The sequence below is a fragment of the Nocardioides pelophilus genome, from assembly GCF_014180685.1.
GTDB lineage: Bacteria > Actinomycetota > Actinomycetes > Propionibacteriales > Nocardioidaceae > Nocardioides > Nocardioides pelophilus.
This window is the reverse complement of the sequence record NZ_JACEHF010000097.1, coordinates 1-16,020: the sequence shown is the minus strand read 5'-3', so window position 1 is coordinate 16,020 and position 16,020 is coordinate 1. Positions and strand designations below refer to the sequence as shown.

The following is a 16,020-nucleotide window of genomic DNA, read 5'->3' as shown; positions in this document are numbered from 1 at the left end:
TCGAAGCGGCGGCAGCGCGTGCCGGCGTCGAGATCGCCGTCGAGACCCAGGGCTCGGCCGGCTCGAAGCCGCTTCCCCAGGCCACGATCGACGCCGCCGACGCGGTGATCTTCGCGGCCGACGTGGGCGTGCGCGACCGCGGCCGGTTCGCCGGCAAGCCGGTGGTGTCCTCCGGCGTCAAGCGGCCGATCGACGAGGGCGACGTGATGATCGCCGAGGCCCTCCGCTTCGCCGACGACCCCAACCCGCCGCGCGTCGAGGGCGGCGGCACCTCCGACGCCGGCAGTACGGCGACCGCGGGCGAGTCGTGGGGCGGCCGGGTCCGGCGCATCCTGATGACCGGCGTCTCCTACATGATCCCGTTCGTCGCGGCCGGCGGCCTGCTCATCGCGCTCAGCTTCCTGCTCGGCGGCTACGACATCACCAACGTCTTCGCCGACGTCGTCGCGAACAACTCGCTGACGAACCTGCCGGACGTCCAGGCGCTCGGGCTCGAGCACGTGCCGTTCGACTCCGGCCTGCTCGCCTACCTCGCTGCGATCCTGTTCATCATCGGCAAGACCGCGTTCGCGTTCTTCGTGCCCGCCCTCGCCGGCTACATCGCCTACGCGATCGCGGACCGCCCCGGCATCGCGCCCGGCTTCATCATGGGCGGTCTCGCGACCGACATCATGCAGTTCGGCACCCCGCAGACCGGGTTCCTCGGCGCCATCGTCGGCGGTGTGCTCGCCGGCCTGGTCGCCCACTGGATCACCGGCTGGCCGGTCGCCAAGTGGGCGCGCGGCCTGATGCCGGTGCTGGTGATCCCGCTGCTCACCGCGTTGGTCGTCGGCACCCTGATGCTCACCGTCCTCGGCAAGCCGATCAGCGAGCTCACGACCGCGCTGGAGAACGGGCTCAGCGACATGAGCGGCTCCAACGCCGTGATCCTCGGCGCGATCCTCGGCCTGATGATGGCCTTCGACATGGGCGGGCCGCTCAACAAGGTCGCCTACTCGTTCGCGGCTGCCGGTGTCGGATCGGCGGCGACCCTCGCCGGCGACGCCCCCGAGCTGAAGATCATGGCCGCCGTGATGCTGGCGGGCATGGTGCCGCCCCTCGCGCTGGCGCTGGCGACGGTGGTCCGCCCGGGCCTCTTCGACCCTGCCGAGCGCGAGAACGGCAAGGCCGCGTGGCTGCTCGGAGCGTCGTTCATCACCGAGGGCGCGATCCCGTTCGCCGCGGCCGACCCACTGCGGGTGATCCCCTCGATCATGCTCGGCAGCGCGGTCACGGGCGGCCTGGCGCAGGCGCTGGACGTGGGTCTCCGCGCTCCGCACGGCGGCGTCTTCGTCCTCTTCGCCGTCGACGGCGTCGCGGGGTTCGTGATCGCTCTCGTCGCCGGCGTGCTGATCGCCGCGGCCAGCGTGATCCTGCTCAAGTCGATCGGTCGCCCGGCGACCGAGGAGCAGCCCGCCTCCGCCGTACCCGTGACCGTCTGACCTGCCCAGCCGAAACCTCGAGAGAAACGAGACACCATGCCCACCAAGTCCGTGGTCGTCGGCTCCGCCGTCGGCCTCCACGCCCGGCCCGCCGCGATCATCTCCGAGGCCGCGATCGAGCTCGAGTCTGAAGTGCTGATCGGCGTGCCCGGGGACGAGCCGGTTGACGCCACCTCGGCGCTGCTGATCATGACCCTGGGTGCCGCCAACGGCGACACCGTCGAGGTGTCGGGGGACGACGAGGCCGACGTCGCCGCGATCGCGGCCCTCGTCGCCCAGGACCTCGACGCCGAGGACGTGCCCGACCCGGCCTAGCAGCCGCTCAGGAGAAGTCGAGCCGGAAGGAGGCCATCCGGAACGACGCCAGCTGGCGGGCCTCCCGGAGGAACGCCAGCGGGCCGTCGGCCGCGAAGCTCCAACGGCCACGACAGGGCAGCGCCCTCGCCGAGCCGGTCATCATCACGGTGACCGGCTCGGTGTGGTCGTCGATCGGTGGCTGCACGACCAGGCCCTTCGACGGAACCCGGGGCGCGGCCCGCGACACGTCCGTGAACGACGCGTCGACGATCGCGCGCCGGTCGATCGTGGCGGTCCAGTCCGTGCTCGTCACCGGTCCGCGGAACGAGCTCTCCAGGTCGAAGTCGCACAGCTGCTTCGGGATCGCCCAGAGGGCGCGGCCGCCTGCCAGCGAGGCCGGCGAGTCGACCCAGATGTCGGTGATCGTGACCGCCCGACGACCGTCTTCGGTGCGGGTGGTGCGGGCGACGAGCAGCTCGCCGTAGGTCAACGGGCTGGGCTCGACGTAGTCGACGAGCGCGACACCGTAGGTGCCGGCCGGATGCCGCGCGTCGGCGTCGTGGGCTAGCCGGAACGCGGACAGCCAGAGGGAGCCGTGCATGTGCCAGGGCGCCGGCGGGTAGTCCGCCGGGCCGGGAAGCGCCTCGCTCACGCGGTGGGTTCCTGCTGCGCGGCCTCGCTGGGCACGAAGAGGTCGGCGTTCTCGCGGATGTCCGCCTCGAGGGCGGGGGAGAGGTCCTCGGTGAGCTCCTCGGCGATCGGGCTCTTCGGCCCGATCCCGCGCGACGCCCGCTCGATGGCGCCGGCGACGTCGATGGTCGTGGCGTGCTGGACGTAGTCCTTGGCCAGCTCCCGCTTCACGTACTTGGCGATGAAGCGCTTGAGCTCGCCCTCGACACCGGCGGCCAGCTGGACCAGCTGCGCGCGCAGCCCCTGCGCCTGGAGCTGGACCTGCACCTGCGCCGCCGACGGCGGCGTGACGTCGAGGACGATCGCGAGGTCCTCCCGCGCTCGTGCCGCGATCACCAACGGCACCCCGATCTCGGCGTTGAACCGGTGCTTGTCGACGCCGAGGTCGATCATGAACTCGATCGGCACCGGCAGCGTGATGTGGAACGACACCGGGTCGTCGCTGACCCGCCGACCGGTCGCCGTACCGATCTGGCCCTTGGCCGTGACCTTGACCAGCTTGCCCGGACCGACGCCCATCGGACCCACGTCGATCGGCCGGCCGGAGAGGACGTTGACCCCGCGGAGCACCCGCTCCTCGGTCACGGCCTGGTGGAAGAACTCGACGCCCCAGGTGCGGTAGTCGATCAGCTCGTCGCTCACGGCGACAACCTAGTCCTCCAGCACGTTCCTCGGGCTAGTCGTCCGGGTCGTCGAGGCGCGCCAGCCACGTGGCGAACCGCTCGACGGCGACCTCGAACTCGGGGTGCACGTCGGTGAACTCCTGGAGGCGCTCCGCGAGCCACGCCAAGGTGACCTCCTCGTCACCCCGGCGCGCCACGAGCTCCTCGATGCCGCGATCGGTGAAGTACATGTCGACAGGCTCGCCGCGGCTACTTGAAGGCCTTGCCCATCAGCACCTTCGCCTCTTCGATGTGGCGCTTGGCGGTGCCGACCGAGGGCGAGGACGACGCCGGCCGTGAGACCCGCTCTACCTGCTTGCCGAGCTCCGGGAACACACCGAGGCCGTAGAACGGCCACGGACCCATGTTCGCCGGCTCGTCCTGGACCCAGCGCACGTTCCGGAGGTTGGGGTACTTGGCGACCTCGGCCTGCAGCTCGGCGAGCGGCTGCGGGTAGAGCTGCTCGATGCGCGCGATGGCGAACCGACCGGAGTCCTCCTGCTTGGTCCGCTCGACCATCAGGTCCCAGGTGATCCGGCCCGAGCACAGCAGCAGGGTGTCGACGGCGTCCGGGTCGGCCGTGGTGTCGCCGATGACCGGCTGGAACGTGCCGGAGGTGAAGTCGCTGGGCTGCGAGGCCGCCTCCTTGCGCTTCAGCATCGACTTGGGCGTGAACACGATGAGCGGCTTGTGCTCACCGCCCAGCGAGTGCCGGCGCAGCAGGTGGAAGTGGGAGGCCGGTGTCGACGGCTGGGCGACGACGAACGCCTCGTCGGCGCACAGCGTCATGAACCGCTCGATGCGGGCGGAGGAGTGGTCGGGACCCTGGCCCTCGTAGCCGTGCGGGAGCAGGAGCACGACGCCCGAGTCCTGGCCCCACTTGGTCTTCCCGGAGGTGATGTACTCGTCGATCACGGTCTGCGCGCCGTTGACGAAGTCACCGAACTGCGCCTCCCACAGCACCAGCGCCTCGGGTCGCGCGACCGAGTAGCCGTACTCGAAGCCGAGTGCGGCGTACTCGGAGAGCAGCGAGTCGTAGACGTGGAACTTGGCCTGGTCCTCGGTGAGGTTCGACAGCGGAGTCCACTCGTCGGCGTTGATCCGGTCGATGATCGTGGCGAACCGCTGGACGAACGTGCCCCGGCGCGAGTCCTGTCCGGCCAGCCGCACCGGCCGCCCGTCCATGAGCAGGGCGCCGAAGGCGAGGATCTCGCCGGTGCCCCAGTCGATGGGGCCGTCGGTGATCGCCGCCGCGCGACGCTGGAGCTGAGGCATCACCTTCGGGTGGACGGTGAAGCCCTCGGGAGGGGTGACGTAGGCGTCCGCGATCGTCTTGAGCGTCTCGAACGGCACCGCGGTCTGGGTCTCGCCCTCCGGCTTGTCCGGGTAGTCCGGCACCGTCGTCCACGAGTCAGGCTTCTCGTCGGCCTCGCGCACCTCGGTGAAGACCCGCTCCAGCTGCGCCTGGTAGTCGCGGATGACCTGCTCGGCCTCCTCGATCGTGATGTCGCCACGGCCGATGAGGGACTCGGTGTAGAGCTTGCGCACCGACCGCTTCTGCTCGATCAGGTCGTACATCAGCGGCTGCGTGTACGACGGGTCGTCGCCCTCGTTGTGACCGCGGCGGCGGTAGCAGACCAGGTCGATGACGACGTCGCTGTGGAAGGCCTGGCGGTACTCGAACGCCAGCCGGGCGACCCGGATGCAGGCCTCGGGGTCGTCGCCGTTGACGTGGAAGATCGGCGCCTGGACCATCCGGGCGACGTCGGTGCAGTAGAGCGAGGACCGCGACGAACCGGGCGACGTCGTGAACCCCACCTGGTTGTTGATGACCAGGTGCACGGTGCCGCCGGTGCGGTAGCCGCGCAGCTGCGAGAGGTTGAGCGTCTCCGCGACCACGCCCTGGCCGGCGAAGGCGGCGTCGCCGTGCAGCAGCAGGGGCAGCACGGGGAACGCCTCGCCCTGGTCGAGGACGTCCTGCTTGGCGCGAGCGATGCCCTCGAGCACCGGGTCGACCGTCTCGAGGTGGCTCGGGTTCGCCGCCACGGACACCTTGATCTTCTCGCCCGTGCCGGCGCTGAACTCGCCCTCGGCGCCGAGGTGGTACTTCACGTCGCCGGAGCCCTGCACCGTGCGCGGGTCGATGTTGCCCTCGAACTCGCGGAAGATCTGGTTGTAGGACTTGCCGACGATGTTGGCCAGCATGTTGAGCCGGCCGCGGTGGGCCATGCCGATGGTGACCTCGTCGAGCCCGGCCTGGGCGGCCGCCTCGCAGATCTCGTCGACGACCGGGACCGTGGTCTCGCCACCCTCGAGCGAGAACCGCTTCTGGCCGACGAACTTGGTCTGGAGGAAGGTCTCGAAGGCCTCGGCCGCGTTGAGCTTCTGCAGGATCCGCAGCTGCTCCTCACGCGGCTCCTTCGTGTGCGGACGCTCGACCCGCTCCTGGATCCAGCGGCGCTGCTCGGGGTCCATGATGTGCATGTACTCGATGCCGGTGGTGCGGCAGTACGAGTCGCGCAGGATGCCGAGGATGTGGCGCAGCTTCATGAACCGGCGACCCGAGCCACCGAACTCGCCGGTCGGGAACTCGCGGTCGAGGTCCCAGAGCGTGAGCCCGTGCGACTCGATCCGCAGGTCGGGGTGGCTGCGCTGCTTGTACTCGAGCGGGTCGGTGTCGGCCATCAGGTGGCCGCGCACGCGGTAGGCGTGGATCAGCTCGAGGATCCGGGCCTGCTTGTCGATCTCGTCGTCGTGCGAGGTCGCGATGTCGGAGTTCCAGCGGATCGGCTCGTAGGGGATGCGGAGGGCGCGGAAGATCTCGTCGTAGAAACCCTCCTCCCCGAGCAGCAGCTGGTGGACCCGCTTGAGGAACTCGCCCGACTGCGCGCCCTGGATCACGCGGTGGTCGTAGGTCGAGGTCATCGTCATGACCTTGCTGATGGCGTTGCGGGCGAGCACCACCTCGGAGGCGCCCTGCCATGCCGCGGGGTACTCCATCGCACCGACGCCGATGATCGCGGCCTGCCCGGACATCAGCCGCGGCACGGAGTGCACGGTGCCGAGGCCGCCGACGTTGGTGAGGCTGACCGTCGTGCCGGAGAAGTCGTCCATCGTGAGCTTGTTGTCACGCGCCTTGCGGATCATCTCTTCGTACGCCGTCCAGAACGCCGCGAAGTCCATGGTCTCGCAGGCCTTGATCGACGGCGCGACGAGCTGCCGGCTGCCGTCGGCCTTCTGCTGGTCGATCGCGAGCCCGAGGTTGATGTGCGCCGGGGTCACCATCGTCGGCTTGCCGTCGGTCTCGGTGTAGGAGTTGTTCATCTCCGGCAGGGCCTTCAACGCCTGGACGAGCGCGTAGCCGATGATGTGGGTGAAGGAGACCTTGCCGCCGCGCGCGCGGGCGAGGTGGCTGTTGATGACGATCCGGTTGTCCCACAGCAGCTTCACCGGGATCGAGCGGACCGAGGTCGCGGTCGGGACGGTGAGCGAGACGTCCATGTTCTTCGCCGTCGCTGCGGGGATGCCGCGGAGCACGGTGTAGGTCGGCTCGTCCTTGGCGGCGGCCGGGGCCGGGCGCGGCGCGTCCTTCGGGGTGGGCTTGGTGTCGGTCGAGGGCGTCGGGGTGGTCTGCGACGCCGGGCTGACCTGGGGTGCCGGCTTGGCCTTCGGCGCCGGGCGAGCAGCGGCCGGGGCGGCGCTGTCCGCCGGGGCCGCCGGGGCCGCCGGAGCGGCTGCGGGCTTCGCGGCCGGCGCAGCGGTGGTCGCCGCGGGCTTCGCGGGCGCAGCGGTGGTGGCTGCGGGCTTCGCGGAGGGAGCGGCAGTGGCCGTGCGGCCGTTGCCGCCCGACTTCGCCGACGCCCCACCGAAGTACGTCGCCCATGCCGGGTCGACGCTCGTCGGATCGGCGTCGAACCGTTCCTTCATCTCCTCGACGAGCCACTCGTTGGCTCCGAAGTCCTCCGCGCTGGACCCGCTGCTTGTCGATGGACCTGTCGACTGCGACACGACGTGCTTCGCCTCTTCCGGTGAGCTGCTGGCGTAGGGTCTGTCCGACCTGGACGAAGACCGGGGACAAGGCTAGTCCCACCACGAAGGTTTGTGTGACGCCTGTCCGGAGCAGAGGAGCCGCAAGTCGTGCGCAGTTGGCCAGGACGCCCGACCCGAGCCGCCGTTCTGGCGGTCCCGACGGTGCTGGGACTGGTGCTCAGCCTCGGCGGATGCAGTGGCGACGACGACGGCGAGCCGTCCGCCGAGCGCTCGCGGGACGGCTCCTCGACGACATCCACGCCGGGGATCGAGACCAAGGTGGAGGTCGGCGAAGTGGTCGGCGCGCTCCCCAAGGGACCGGCGGGCGACGTCGCGCGCGACGTCGCCGCGGTGGTCGACGGGTGGCTCGACGCGGCGTACGTCGCCGGGGACTTCCCCCGCACCGACTTCGGCGACGCCTTCCCGGGATTCACCGAGGGCGCCGCGAAGCTGGCTGCGCGTCAGCGGTCGCTGATGAGCAACGCGGCCGTGGGCGATCGCGTCGACGGCGTCACCGCGACCCGGCGGCTGGTCAGGGTCGACGTCCTCGCGCCCCGGGGCGAGCCGGCCGGTGCCACTGCCCACGTCAACCTGGTGATCGAGCTCACAGGTGATGTCGACCGCACCGACCAGGTCCGAGGCCGGTTGCTGCTGACTCCGGCCAAGAGCGGCTGGCGGGTGTTCGGGTTCGACATCGAGCGTGGCGAGGTGAGGGGCTGATGGCAACCAGGAAGCGGATGCGTCCGGTGGGACGTCCCTGGAGCCGGGCCCTGCGCACGGGCGTGCTCGCCCTGGTGCTCGCGGTCGTCGCGCTCGTGGTGCCGAACAGCAGCGTCGCGCCGACGTACTTCACCCTGGTGAAGTACGAGCACGCCGAGGGGATCGACACCGACCCCGACGTGATCTGGATCCTGGCTGTGGGTTCCGACGCCCGGCGCGGACAGGACCCGCTGCGCAGCCGCGGCGACACCCTGCAGCTGATCGGCATGGACACCCGTACCGGCGCCGCGACGACGATCGGCATCCCGCGCGACAGCTGGGTCGCGATCCCCGGCTACGGCTCCAACCGGATCAACGCCGCCCTTTTCTTCGGCGGCCCGCAGCTGATGGGGGAGGCGGTCGCCGGTCTGATCGGGATCGAGCCCGACTACGTGTTCGTGACGAGCTTCTGGGGTCTCGAGCAGATCGCCAAGGACGTCGGTCCGATCACGGTGGACAACCCGGCCGCGTTCTCGGACGAGTACCTCAAGCCCAAGGGCTTCCCGGCCGGCAAGGTCGTGCTGAAGGGCTACAACGTGGTCTCGTTCGGCCGGATCCGGAAGACGCTCCCCGGCGGCGACTTCGACCGGTCCGCCAACCAGCAGCGGGTGCTCAAGGGGTTCCAGGCGAAGGTCGCCGAGAACGCCGACAAGGCGGGCTGGATCGAGCGGGGCGTGCTCTCCGTGATGGACAACGTCGACACCAACCTCGCGCCGGCGGAGCTCTACCGGATCGCCCAGGCGATCGCACAGGTCGACCCGAAGAAAATCACGAACTGCGTCGTGCAGGGCGGCATCGGCAACATCGGCGGCGCGAGCGTCGTGCTGCCGAACACCGACGCGGCGAAGCGGTACGGCGACGACGCGCGCAACGACGCCAACATCAAGAGCTGCTGACTTGATGGCGCGAGCGTGTCGCGTACGGTGCTTGCCGTCCGGGCCCTCGCTTCGCTCGGCCCAGAGGCTGCGCACCGTGCGGCTTCGCCGCGGCGCGCCACGCTGCCGCGCTCGCAGTCGAGGCGTTCAGTGGACTTCGCCGCCGGCGGCTGGCGGCTGTTGGCTGGCGGCGTGGGCGGCNCGTCCTCGGCCGCCACGGCCGGGGCCGCCCGTGCCGCGCCGAGGCCCGTCACGACACGGGGAGACGTCGATCTCGATGTTGATGACGGGCACGGGGACACCAGCAGTACGCCGGTACGCCGGCTAGGGGTGAAGGCCGAGAGCACATCTCGACCCGGGCATCAGCAGCCCGAACCCGACAGGTTCGACCGGCCGGGACGGCCGGTCACCTCCGCAGGCGTCGCTGACGAAGGACCCCTTCGATGCACACCTTGTCCGTGCGCGCTCGCGCGCGTCGCGCTGCCCTGGCCGCGATGGTCGCGGCCCTCACCACGACCTCGATCGTCGCCTCCGCACCGGCGCCCGCCGTACCGGCACCGGCCGAGCGGACCGCCGAATCAGGGGTCGCCCCAGGACTCCCGCGCGCCCACCCGCACCGGGTCGAGCGCCAGGCCGAGCTTCGCGCGGAGCGAGAGGCCGAGCTCCGGGCCGAGCGCCGGGCGGAGCTCCGGGCCGAGCGAGAGGCAGCAGAGGCGGCTCAGGGCCGTGGCGAGCAGATCGTCGCCCTGGCCAGCAACGAGGCGGGCGACCCCTACGCGTGGGGCGCGGCCGGTCCGGACGCCTTCGACTGCTCCGGGTTCACCCAGTACGTCTTCGCCCAGGTCGGCATCGCGCTGCCGCACTCCTCCTCGGCGCAGGCCGCCATGGCCCAGCCGGTCAGCGACCCGCAGCCCGGGGACCTGGTGTTCTTCACCGGCTCGGGAGGCGTCTACCACGTCGCGATCTACGCCGGCGACGGCTACGTCTGGCACTCGCCGCGCTCCGGCGACGTCGTCAACAAGGCCCAGATCTGGACCAGCAGCGTCTTCTACGGCCGGGTCGGTTAGCCCCGGCCGGCAGCGCGGCGGCAGATGCGCGCCGGCAGCTTGCTGACTCCACGACGCGTCGGAGACGCGCTCGACCAATCCAAGAAATGGGCGCCTCCGGCAGGATTCGAACCTGCGGCACCTGGTACCGGAAACCAGTGCTCTATCCCCTGAGCTACGGAGGCCCTGCGCCCTCGAACTGCTGAGAGGGCGCGGTCAGGAACCTTACCGGGCGATATCCGTGCGAGAGAAACCGGAGGCCGCCGATAGGCTTGCCGGGTGAATCCCGCCCAGCTCTCCGCCACCATCGTCGACGGTCTGTCGGCGCTCGTCGACCAGGGTGCGCTCACCCTGCCTGACGGCGTCCCGACTGAGGTGACGGTGGAGCGGCCGCGCCAGAAGGGGCACGGCGACTACGCGACCAACGTCGCGCTGCAGCTGGCGAAGAAGGCCGGGATGAACCCGCGGGCGTTCGGCGAGCTGCTCGCCGAGCAGCTGCGCCAGGCCGAGGGCATCGCCGCGGTCGAGGTCGCCGGTCCGGGCTTCCTCAACATCACCGTCGAGGCCGGCGCCCAGGGCCAGGTCGCTGCCGACATCGTGGCGGCAGGGTCGTCGTACGGGCACACGGAGACGCTCGCGGGCCAGAAGATCAACGTCGAGTTCATCTCGGCCAACCCCACGGGGCCGCTCCACCTCGGCCACACCCGCTGGGCGGTGCTGGGCGACGCGATCGGCCGGGTGCTCAGCGCCGCGGGCGCCGAGGTGACCCGGGAGTACTACATCAACGACCGCGGCGTCCAGATGAACCACTTCGCCGACTCGATCATCGCCGCCGCCACCGGCCAGCCGACCCCCGAGGACGGCTACCAGGGCGGCTACATCGACGACCTTGCCAAGGCGGTCGAGGCGGCCCGGCCCGGGATCTTCGAGCTGTCCGGCGAGGAGCGGCGGACGGCGGTGCGGGCGGTCGGCTACGAGCTGCAGCTGCGCGAGCAGCAGGAGGCGCTCGCGATGTTCAACACCCACTTCGACGTGTGGTTCTCCGAGCTCTCGCTGCACGAGTCGGGCTCGGTCCCGGAGACGCTCGCACACCTCAAGGACCTCGGCCACGTCTTCGAGGAGGGCGGCGCTCTGTGGATGCGCACGACCGACTTCGGCGACGACAAGGACCGGGTGCTGATCAAGTCCGACGGTGAGCTGACCTACTTCGCCTCCGACACGGCGTACTACCTCAACAAGCGGTCGCGCGGCTTCGACCACTGCATCTACCTGCTCGGAGCCGACCACCACGGGTACGTCGGCCGGCTGCGCGCCATGGCGGCGTGTGTGGGGGACGACCCCGACCGGACGCTCGACGTCATGATCGGGCAGCTGGTGAAGATCCTCCGCGACGGCGCCGAGGTCAGGCTCTCGAAGCGTGCCGGCACGATCGTGACCCTCACCGAGCTGGCGGAGGAGATCGGCGTCGACCCGCTGCGCTACTCACTCGCCCGCTACCCGGCCGACTCTCCGCTGACCCTCGACATCGCCGAGATCACGCGGCAGTCCAACGACAACCCGGTCTACACGGTGCAGTACGCCCACGCGCGGGTGTCGAGCCTGCTGCGCAACGCCACCGACCTCGGCGTCACGTCGGCATCGCACCCCGAGCTGCTCACCCACGAGAAGGAGGGTGAGCTGCTGCGCGCCCTGGCTGAGTTCCCGCGGGTGGTGGCGAGCGCGGCCGAGCTGCGGGAGCCGCATCGCGTCGCCCGCTACCTCGAGGAGCTGGCGGGGACCTACCACCGGTTCTACGACAACTGCCGGGTGCTGCCGATGGGCGACGAGGAGATCACCGATCTCCACCGCGCCCGGCTGCTGCTCGTCGAAGCCACCCGGACGGTCCTGGCCAACGGCCTCGACCTGCTCGGCGTCAGCGCACCGGAGCGGATGTGACCCACGAAGCCGGCTGGGCGCACGCGCCCGGCGCCCTGCGGGGTCCGTCCTGGCTGCAGGCACCGCGCGACGTCAACGACATCGTCCCGCTGCTCTGGTCGAGCACCGCCCACAAGACCGACGCCGGCGACCTGGTCGTCGGGGGAGTGGCCGTCGCCGACCTGGTGGCCGAGCACAACACCCCGGCCTACGTCCTCGACGAGGCCGACTTCCGGGCCCGGGCCCGGGCGTTCCGCGACGCGTTCGCCGGGTGGGACGTCTACTACGCCGGCAAGGCCTTCCTCTGCACCGAGGTCGCGCGCTGGATCGCGGAGGAGGGTCTCTGCCTCGACGTCTGCTCCGCCGGCGAGCTGACCGTCGCGCTGCGCGCCGGCTTCGAGCCGGCGCGGATCGGCTACCACGGCAACAACAAGTCGGTCGCCGAGCTGCGGCGCGCGGTCGGCGAGGGGGTCGGGCGGATCATCGTCGACTCGTTCGAGGAGATCGAGCGGCTCGCGATGGTCACCCGCGACACCGGGATGCCCGCACGGGTGATGGTGCGGGTCACGGCCGGCGTCGAGGCGCACACCCACGAGTACATCGCGACCGCCCACGAGGACCAGAAGTTCGGCTTCTCGATCACCAACGGCGACGCCTTCGAGGCCGTACGCCGCCTCGAGGCCTCTCCGGGCATCGAGCTGCTCGGCCTGCACTCCCACATCGGGAGCCAGATCTTCGACTCGTCCGGCTTCGAGGTGGCGGCCCGCCGGGTGCTCGCGCTGCACCACCGGGTGTCCGACGAGCTCGGCGTGACGATGCCCGAGATGGACCTCGGCGGCGGCTTCGGCATCGCCTACACGACCCAGGACGACCCGTCCGACCCGGCGCAGCTCGCGACCGAGATGGGCAAGATCGTCGAGCACGAGTGCCGCGCACTCGGCATCGAGGAGCCGCGCCTCTCGATCGAGCCCGGCCGCGCGATCGTCGGACCGGCGATGTGCACCGTCTACACGGTCGGCACGGTCAAGCCGGTCACCCTGGACGCCGGAGCGGTCCGCACCTACGTCAGCGTCGACGGCGGGATGAGCGACAACATCCGCACCGCCCTCTACGACGCCGACTACTCCTGCACCCTGGCCGACCGCAGGTCGGACGCGACGCCCGTCCTGGCGCGGGTGGTCGGCAAGCACTGCGAGGCCGGCGACATCGTCGTGCGCGACGAGTTCCTGCCGGGCGACGTCGCGGCCGGCGACCTGGTGGCGGTCCCCGGCACGGGTGCCTACTGCCGTTCGATGGCCTCCAACTACAACCATGCGTTGCGCCCGCCGGTGATCGCGGTTCGGGACGGAGTCGCGCGCGTCGTCGTGCGGCGGGAGACTGAGGACGACCTGTTGGCGACGGATGTCGGGTGAGTGCTGTGACTGTGGAGGGTGACAAGCCCCTCAAGGTGGCCGTCCTGGGCTGCGGCGTCGTCGGATCGCAGGTCGTGCGGCTGCTCGGCGAGCAGTCGGGCGACCTCGCGGCCCGGGTCGGTGCGCCGGTCGAGCTCGCCGGTGTCGCCGTACGCCGCCTCGACGCTCCTCGCGACGTCGAGGTCCCGGCGGGTCTGCTGACCACCGACGCCGTCGGCCTGGTGACCCGCGGCGACATCGACGTCGTGGTGGAGGTGATCGGCGGCATCGAGCCGGCGCGGTCCCTCATCCTCGCCGCGCTCGAGAACGGCGCATCCGTCGTCACCGCCAACAAGGCGCTGCTGGCCGAGGACGGACCGACCGTCTACGAGGCGGCCGAGAAGGCCGGCCGCGACCTCTACTACGAGGCGGCCGTCGCCGGCGCGATCCCGATCCTCCGGCCGCTGCGCGAGTCGCTCGCCGGCGACAAGGTGACCCGGGTGCTCGGCATCGTCAACGGCACCACCAACTTCATCCTCGACAAGATGGACACCCAGGGCTCCGGCTTCGAGGAGGCCCTCGAGGAGGCGCAGGCGCTCGGCTACGCCGAGGCCGACCCGACCGCCGACGTCGAGGGCTTCGACGCCGCGGCGAAGGCCGCGATCCTCGCGAGCCTCGCCTTCCACTCCCGGGTCACCGCCGCCGACGTGCACCGCGAGGGCATCAGCGACGTCACCTCGGGCGACGTCCGGTCCGCCGCCGACATGGGTTGCGTGGTGAAGCTCCTGGCCATCGCCGAGCTGGCGTCGACCGCCGACGGCTCCGGTGAGCCGGGCGTCAGCGTGCGCGTGCACCCGGCGATGATCCCGAGGTCGCACCCGCTGGCGAGCGTCCGCGAGGCCTACAACGCGGTGTTCGTCGAGTCCGAGGCGGCCGGCCAGCTGATGTTCTACGGGCCGGGCGCGGGCGGTGCGCCCACGGCGAGCGCCGTGCTCGGCGACCTGGTCACGGTGGCGCGCAACCACCGCCAGGGCACCCGCGGCGTCGGCGAGTCGGCGTACGCCGACCGGGCCGTGCTGCCGATGGGGGAGACCCGCACCCGCTACCACGTCGCGATCGACGTCGACGACCGAGCCGGTGTGCTCGCCGCGGTCGCGACCGCGTTCGCGACCCACGGCGTGTCGATCCAGACGGTCCGGCAGGAGGGCCGCGGCGACGACGCCCAGCTGGTCGTCGTGTCGCACGAGGCGACCGACGCGCAGCTGTCGGCGACCGTGACCGAGCTGCGCGCGATGGACATCGTGCGTGAGGTGACCTCAGTGATGAGGGTGGAAGGGACCGACGAGTGACCAGCGCGAGCGGCGTGAGCAGCCCCGCCGTACGGACGCACCAGTGGCGGGGCGTCATCGAGGAGTACCGCGAGCTCCTGGACATCCCGGCCGACACCCCGGCCGTCACGCTCCGCGAGGGCGGCACCCCGCTGGTGCACTCGGAGTGGCTCTCCGAGCTCACCGGTGGGCAGGTGCACCTGAAGGTCGAGGGCGACAACCCGACCGGCTCGTTCAAGGACCGCGGCATGACCGCCGCGATCTCGGTCGCCAAGCACCAGGGTGCGCAGGCGGTCGTCTGCGCGTCGACCGGCAACACCTCGGCATCGATGGCCGCCTACGCCGCCAAGGCCCGGCTGAACCCGATCGTGCTCGTGCCCGAGGGCAAGATCGCTGCCGGCAAGATGGCGCAGGCGATCCTGCACGGCGCCCAGGTGATCATGGTGAAGGGCAACTTCGACGACTGCCTCCGGCTCGCGAAGGAGCTGGCCGCCGCCTACCCGGTCGCCCTGGTCAACTCGGTCAACCCGGTGCGGCTCCAGGGCCAGAAGACCGCGGCGTTCGAGATCGTCGACTTCCTCGGCGACGCCACCGACTACCACCTGCTCCCGGTGGGCAACGCCGGCAACATCTCGGCGTACTGGCTCGGCTACCAGCAGTACGCCGACCTCGGCCGGATCACGCGCAAGCCGGTGATGCGCGGCTTCCAGGCCGCCGGCGCCAGCCCGTTGGTCACCGGCGAGCCGTTCCCGGACCCGGAGACGCGGGCGACCGCGATCCGGATCGGCAACCCCGCCTCCTGGACGCTCGCAGAGAAGGCCGCGGCCGAGTCCGGCGGTCGGTTCGCGTCGGTGACCGACGAGCGGATCCTCGCCGCGCAGCTCGAGCTCGCCCGCCACGACGGCGTGTTCGTGGAGCCGGCCAGCGCGGCCGGTGTCGCGGGCCTGCTTCAGGAGCTGGAGCAGGGCGAGTCCTACACCGGCTCGAGCATCGTGATCACGGTGACCGGCCACGGTCTGAAGGACACCGCGACCGCGCTCGAGGGCTTCGCCGAGGCGGGCGGCACGGTCGTCGACGACGTCGTCGTCCCGGAGGTTGCCGCGGTCGCCGAGGCTGCCGGGCTGTGACGACGTTCGCCGACGGTCCGGTGCGGGTGTCCGTACCGGCCACGTCAGCCAACCTCGGACCCGGGTTCGACGCCCTCGGCCTCGCCCTCGACCTGCGCGACCGGCTGACGGCGGAGGTCATCGAGAGCGGGCTCGTGGTCGAGGTCGACGGGGTCGGGAGCGACGAGGTGCCGCTCGACGAGCGCCACCTGGTGGTGAAGGCGATGCGGGCCGCGTTCGACGAGCTCGGCGTGCATCCCCCCGGCATCCGGCTCAGCTGCGACAACGTGATCCCGCACGCCCGCGGACTCGGCTCATCGTCGGCCGCGATCGTCGCCGGGGTGTGGCTCGCCCGCGAGCTGGTCGCGGGCGGCCGGCTGCTGCTGGGCGACGAGGGGCTGCTCGACCTCGCCGCGCGGATCGAGGGCCACCCCGACAACGT

General features: G+C 71.1%; 14 protein-coding genes and 1 tRNA gene. 10 read left to right on the top strand and 5 right to left on the bottom strand.

What is annotated here, in order from left to right; genetic code table 11:
* A partial coding sequence (locus tag H0488_RS15175) for a PTS fructose transporter subunit IIC (protein ID WP_183100103.1) occupies nucleotides 1–1,481 on the top strand: 1,481 nt, incomplete at its 5' end.
* A gap of 36 nt (nucleotides 1,482–1,517) precedes the next feature.
* Nucleotides 1,518–1,796, top strand: coding sequence for an HPr family phosphocarrier protein (locus tag H0488_RS15170; protein ID WP_183100102.1), 279 nt, complete (start codon nucleotides 1,518–1,520; stop codon nucleotides 1,794–1,796).
* Nucleotides 1,797–1,803: 7 nt separating this feature from the next.
* Here the strand turns inward: H0488_RS15170 and H0488_RS15165 are convergent, their stop codons facing one another.
* Genes H0488_RS15165 through H0488_RS15150 form a run of 4 tightly spaced genes read right to left on the bottom strand, consistent with a single transcriptional unit; the run spans nucleotide 1,804 to nucleotide 7,138 of the window.
* The gene (locus H0488_RS15165; protein WP_220794622.1) at nucleotides 1,804–2,430 is read right to left on the bottom strand and encodes an acetoacetate decarboxylase family protein; all 627 of its coding nucleotides are present in this window, start codon (nucleotides 2,428–2,430) and stop codon (nucleotides 1,804–1,806) included.
* Complete coding sequence (locus H0488_RS15160; protein ID WP_183100101.1) at nucleotides 2,427–3,110, bottom strand: hypothetical protein; 684 nt, start codon at nucleotides 3,108–3,110, stop codon at nucleotides 2,427–2,429. The genes H0488_RS15165 and H0488_RS15160 overlap by 4 nt, the downstream gene beginning before the upstream one ends.
* 34 nt (nucleotides 3,111–3,144) lie before the next feature.
* Nucleotides 3,145–3,321 carry a DUF6104 family protein gene (locus H0488_RS15155; RefSeq protein ID WP_183100100.1) on the bottom strand — a complete coding sequence of 59 codons (177 nt, stop codon included), beginning with the start codon at nucleotides 3,319–3,321 and terminating at the stop codon, nucleotides 3,145–3,147.
* Nucleotides 3,322–3,340: 19 nt separating this feature from the next.
* A complete protein-coding gene (locus H0488_RS15150; protein WP_183100099.1) occupies nucleotides 3,341–7,138 on the bottom strand; it encodes a multifunctional oxoglutarate decarboxylase/oxoglutarate dehydrogenase thiamine pyrophosphate-binding subunit/dihydrolipoyllysine-residue succinyltransferase subunit in 3,798 nt (1,265 codons plus the stop codon).
* Nucleotides 7,139–7,267: 129 nt separating this feature from the next.
* Here H0488_RS15150 and H0488_RS15145 point away from each other — a divergent pair, with 129 nt between their 5' ends.
* From H0488_RS15145 to H0488_RS23685, 3 genes are all read left to right on the top strand, one after another.
* Nucleotides 7,268–7,879: a hypothetical protein gene (locus tag H0488_RS15145; protein ID WP_183100098.1), complete on the top strand. Its 612-nt coding sequence runs from the start codon at nucleotides 7,268–7,270 to the stop codon at nucleotides 7,877–7,879.
* Nucleotides 7,879–8,814 carry an LCP family protein gene (locus H0488_RS15140; protein WP_246372202.1) on the top strand — a complete coding sequence of 312 codons (936 nt, stop codon included), beginning with the start codon at nucleotides 7,879–7,881 and terminating at the stop codon, nucleotides 8,812–8,814. The genes H0488_RS15145 and H0488_RS15140 overlap by 1 nt, the downstream gene beginning before the upstream one ends.
* A gap of 422 nt (nucleotides 8,815–9,236) precedes the next feature.
* Complete coding sequence (locus H0488_RS23685; protein WP_220794621.1) at nucleotides 9,237–9,860, top strand: C40 family peptidase; 624 nt, start codon at nucleotides 9,237–9,239, stop codon at nucleotides 9,858–9,860.
* 91 nt (nucleotides 9,861–9,951) lie between these two features.
* Here the strand turns inward: H0488_RS23685 and H0488_RS15130 are convergent.
* Nucleotides 9,952–10,024, bottom strand: a tRNA-Arg gene (locus H0488_RS15130).
* Nucleotides 10,025–10,118: 94 nt separating this feature from the next.
* On the opposite strand from H0488_RS15130, the gene argS reads away from it, so the two are divergent.
* The 5 genes from argS to H0488_RS25065 all read left to right on the top strand — a co-directional run.
* A complete protein-coding gene (gene argS / locus H0488_RS15125; RefSeq protein ID WP_183100097.1) occupies nucleotides 10,119–11,774 on the top strand; it encodes an arginine--tRNA ligase in 1,656 nt (551 codons plus the stop codon).
* Nucleotides 11,771–13,165 (top strand): diaminopimelate decarboxylase, encoded by a 1,395-nt coding sequence (gene lysA, locus H0488_RS15120; protein WP_183100096.1) that lies wholly within the window; start codon nucleotides 11,771–11,773, stop codon nucleotides 13,163–13,165. Before argS ends, lysA begins: the two co-directional genes overlap by 4 nt.
* Nucleotides 13,162–14,493 carry a homoserine dehydrogenase gene (locus H0488_RS15115; protein ID WP_312856362.1) on the top strand — a complete coding sequence of 444 codons (1,332 nt, stop codon included), beginning with the start codon at nucleotides 13,162–13,164 and terminating at the stop codon, nucleotides 14,491–14,493. Before lysA ends, H0488_RS15115 begins: the two co-directional genes overlap by 4 nt.
* Entirely contained in the window at nucleotides 14,490–15,599 is a 1,110-nt protein-coding gene (thrC, locus tag H0488_RS15110; protein ID WP_312856361.1) for a threonine synthase, read from the top strand. The genes H0488_RS15115 and thrC overlap by 4 nt, the downstream gene beginning before the upstream one ends.
* Nucleotides 15,596–16,020 (top strand): homoserine kinase (locus H0488_RS25065; protein WP_376768471.1); only part of this gene is annotated, 425 nt, incomplete at its 3' end. The genes thrC and H0488_RS25065, both read left to right, overlap by 4 nt.